Raw genomic sequence first — 3812 nt, 5'->3', positions numbered from 1 at the left:
GTTATGGTAAAATCTGTCATGGTCGCCTCCATATCTGTGGTTATATACCCACAATATCACGACCCTTTGACAGATACGGTCAAAGCAAAAACTTACTGGAGCTTCTTAGAGAACCGAAATTAATTATTTCTGGGAATATTATTGGACATGAATCTTCGATAAAATTCCTCATTCAAAATATGGTTCATTTTGAAAAACAACAGCCCTCCCATGACGCACATCGCACAGTTAATGGCAGTATAAATCAGAAAATAATGTGGAGTAATGTATTTAATCACAGCGTTTTTGACAAAAACATCAACACTCCAAAAGTAAACCATTTGAAATAAAAAAATATGATATGAATACCGTCCAATTTCGGATAGCTTCTCTGATACTAAGCCTAATTTACTATGTAAAAACCATAACAATAAAACAAACATAAGTGTCCAAAAATAGGCTGGCGCATGCTGAAATATCCAAGCAGGATAAATAAAGGATATCTGATATCCAAAATATGATGTATAAAATATATAGATAAAGCTTATTAATGCTAATATAATCATATGATAGACCCTTAATTTAGAGTCTAAAAGCATTGCGCCAAGAGCTGCGGCAAAAAAATATCTTACGTATAACAAACAATATAAATCCTCAGATATAAAAAAAAATATACATATTTTTTCTAATAGAATCGAAACACAAAATAACACTGCCATCTTACTAAAAAAAGACATCTTCGATTTATTGAGGAAGATAAGTACCAAGGGGAAGAAAAGCAGGTGTTGTATAAACACCGGTACAAAATAACTACCAGCGCCATATCCTCCTGATAAAATAAAAGTAAATAAAGAATCTTCCATATGCCCTTTATAAAAATAAATAATGAAAAATTCTACCGTTAAAACAAACCCAAATGGAATTAATACCCGTGTACCTTTTTTTTTTAGTTGCTCAAACGAATATTCCTTAAATGGTGCATAACCCTCTCGCAAAATATATAGCCGACTATTTATACCTGCAATCAACATGAAAATTGGGACGGCATGCCACATATGAAATGGGGCAAGAACATCAAGTTTTAACTCTATTGAAATGCTGTGTAAAACAATCACAAACAGAATGGCTATAGATTTTATAAAATCAATCTCCTGATAATACTTTCCTCCTTTAATGATAATAATTTCTGAGTTCAACTTACACATTTTACATACCATTCATGGTTATATTTTACTCAATGGGCTAATTGGAACAAAATGCATCCAACTTTAATATCTTCGACAATAGACGATAACTACATTTTTTTGGACTTCATCATTTTTTTTTCGAAATAAACCACGCATCAGTAATTGTGATAATATCTTTTGATTTAGAATTAAATCTTCTGTCAAGTTTCAGGGTTCCATTATTCAATAAATCCAGTAGGCCAGGATCTTTAGTGGGATAATCTTTTATAATACATTGCCCTGCTGATTCGAATATTTCAATAAAATCATCATGCCTCAATCTATTCATGTACATATACCTGTTATCGGCAATTTTTCCCCAATCACTATCGGAATACTGAAGAAAATTTATTGAAGATATAGTTCTATCGGATTTGATAAAATGATCCGTATAGTCAATCATGTGAACGAATAATCCGGTGCCTTTTGTAATCCTGCTTCCTTCGCGTAGAATTGTCTTCAAAATATTTGGGGGTATATGTTCAAAAACAGCATAAGATGTGTGAAAGTCTATAGCCTCCTCACAAAGCCCAGTATTTTCCGCATTACCAGGTGCAATATATTCTATAGAGCACAAATCAAGAACTGAGGGTAACGAAAAATGAGAACTGTTTTTTAGTTCAAGCAATTTTTGAAATCTTTTTTTATTAATCAAATCGCCGAATAGCTCCAGCACATAATCAGCATGGTCTGATATATAGTTCAAGCTTTCAGCCACCAACTCTGATTTCATATATGGATTCAAATCTATGGTAATCGTTTTCTTTGCCCCCATCAGCCAAAATCCAATCGGCACGATTGGCACTCGTCCTGTTCCAACCTCAAAAAATACTTTATCTTCTATCTTTTGCGCGTGCTCACTTATTTTTTGGCAAATCGCAATTGCAGCAGATAATTTCCGGACCGGATTCAGCGTCTTCAAATTACCAAAATGCCTCTGCAACCAATAATATGTCGCATAGGACAGTGAAGATGGAAGTAGTGAAACGAATTTTTGAATCTTTGCTTTTGTTTTCCAGCGCATAAAATATAAACTCCTGATACTTTGATGACGGACAGTATCCCATCCAACAGATCTTTAACCGAAGGACCGAACTTAACAATGAAGCGGTTTACGAAACAATCTGACTCATTCGTGCAGCATATACCGGTAGACTTTTCTTTAACAATGTTAAACGTAAAATTATCGTAAACAACAGATTATTCGGTGTTTTTTCCATAAAATCCCAAAAATGTGGTGCCAACAAAATAAACTAAAAACTTTGACATATAGACATAAAGGGGGAAAAAATTGGGTGACTTGAAACAAAGAAGCCAATTAATATCAGAGGCTGTTGAGTCCGAACTTCAGGAACTTTTAAAAGAATATTCTGAGTTCAGGTATGAAACGGGTCATAAACATATAGTTCGAAATGGATATTTGACGGCAAGAGAAATTCAAACGGGAATCGGTCCGGTAACGGTTAAAGTCCCAAAAGTTCGAGATAAAAGCGGCCAGGGAATAAAGTTCAACTCAACATTTTTGCCACCATATTTGAGAAAAACAAGGGCTATCGAAGAGGCCCGCCCTGGCTTTACTTGAAAGGGATTCCCACGGGTGACATCAAGGAAGTCCTTCATGCCCTTTTCGGCAATGGTGCAAAAGGATTATCGCCGTTTAAAATCTACCTGGGAAAACAAACGTTATGTCTATATTTTGGTAGACGGTATGTATGTATTTCAAAGTACGAAGCGATGATGCAAGGCAATGCATTCTTTTCATTATAGGCGTTTCTGAAATGGGGACCAAAGAATTCATTGCCATTGATGACGGTTGCCGGGAATTTGAATCGAGTTGGACAGAGTTGCTTTTGAGAATAAAAGTAAAGGGTCACAACCATTCACCTGAATTGGCGATCGGCAATGGTGCTTTAGGCTTTTAAAAAGCGATTCGAAAAGTATAACCTGAAACTCAACATCAACGCTATTGGGTGCATAAGACATCCAATGTATTAGCAAGCTGCCAAAGACAATTCAGTCAAAGATCAAACAAGCCTTGCATGAAATTTGGATGGCACCGACCAGAATCGTTTGCAGTATCAACAGAGCAATTGTGATTGAATCCACCTTCAGCAATAATATTAAACCGCCAATTAAATACAGCAACAACAAGCTGCTTAAGCAATCCTCGGGTGTTTGAAGTAATTTTTAACGCGTCCGGTAGCTTTTGAAGCTTTTTCAAATGAGAAATTGAGTTGCATTTCAATTCATCTGCGGTTCTCGAAGGCGCTTGGGAATGAACCCCGACTTTTAAATCACAATTCAAATACTCGTCCGGATTCAATTCAGGTGAATAGGATGGTAGAAAGAACAACTCACTTTCATCCTCATGTTCATTTACCCAATCCTTGACCATATGGTTGTGATGGACCTTCAAGTTGTCGAGAATCAAGTATATTTTTTTATCAGAATCCTTGATAAGTCGTGTCATGAATTTTATAAGGGCCTGAGAATTCATCTTATCCTTGTAAACCATAAACCGTACTTTACCTTGATTCGTAGCTGTCGATATCAAATTGACCCGCTTACATCTGGGGTGAAATTTGATTGCTGGAGTTTCACCTCGTA

Annotated in this window: 5 protein-coding genes; 2 read left to right on the top strand and 3 right to left on the bottom strand. The window is 35.8% G+C overall.

What is annotated here, in order from left to right:
- Positions 1-119: 119 nt before the first annotated feature.
- On the bottom strand, positions 120-1184 hold the full coding sequence (locus tag ACYQ11_RS21695) for an acyltransferase family protein (protein WP_459925927.1): 1065 nt from the start codon (positions 1182-1184) through the stop codon (positions 120-122).
- A gap of 109 nt (positions 1185-1293) precedes the next feature.
- Complete coding sequence (locus tag ACYQ11_RS21690; RefSeq protein ID WP_459925926.1) at positions 1294-2229, bottom strand: hypothetical protein; 936 nt, start codon at positions 2227-2229, stop codon at positions 1294-1296.
- A gap of 267 nt (positions 2230-2496) precedes the next feature.
- Between ACYQ11_RS21690 and ACYQ11_RS21685 the strand changes: the two genes are divergently transcribed.
- Together ACYQ11_RS21685 and ACYQ11_RS21680 are read left to right on the top strand one after the other, a co-directional pair.
- Positions 2497-2787 (top strand): transposase, encoded by a 291-nt coding sequence (locus tag ACYQ11_RS21685; protein WP_459925925.1) that lies wholly within the window; start codon positions 2497-2499, stop codon positions 2785-2787.
- A gap of 130 nt (positions 2788-2917) precedes the next feature.
- Positions 2918-3127 carry a hypothetical protein gene (locus ACYQ11_RS21680; RefSeq protein WP_459925924.1) on the top strand — a complete coding sequence of 70 codons (210 nt, stop codon included), beginning with the start codon at positions 2918-2920 and terminating at the stop codon, positions 3125-3127.
- A gap of 95 nt (positions 3128-3222) precedes the next feature.
- Here ACYQ11_RS21680 and ACYQ11_RS21675 read toward each other — a convergent pair.
- Positions 3223-3812 (bottom strand): IS630 family transposase (locus tag ACYQ11_RS21675; protein ID WP_459925923.1); only part of this gene is annotated, 590 nt, incomplete at its 5' end.

Source organism: Desulfatiferula olefinivorans (genome assembly GCF_054657895.1).
The sequence above is the reverse complement of the archived record's forward strand: the minus strand, read 5'-3'. Positions and strand labels throughout refer to the sequence as shown.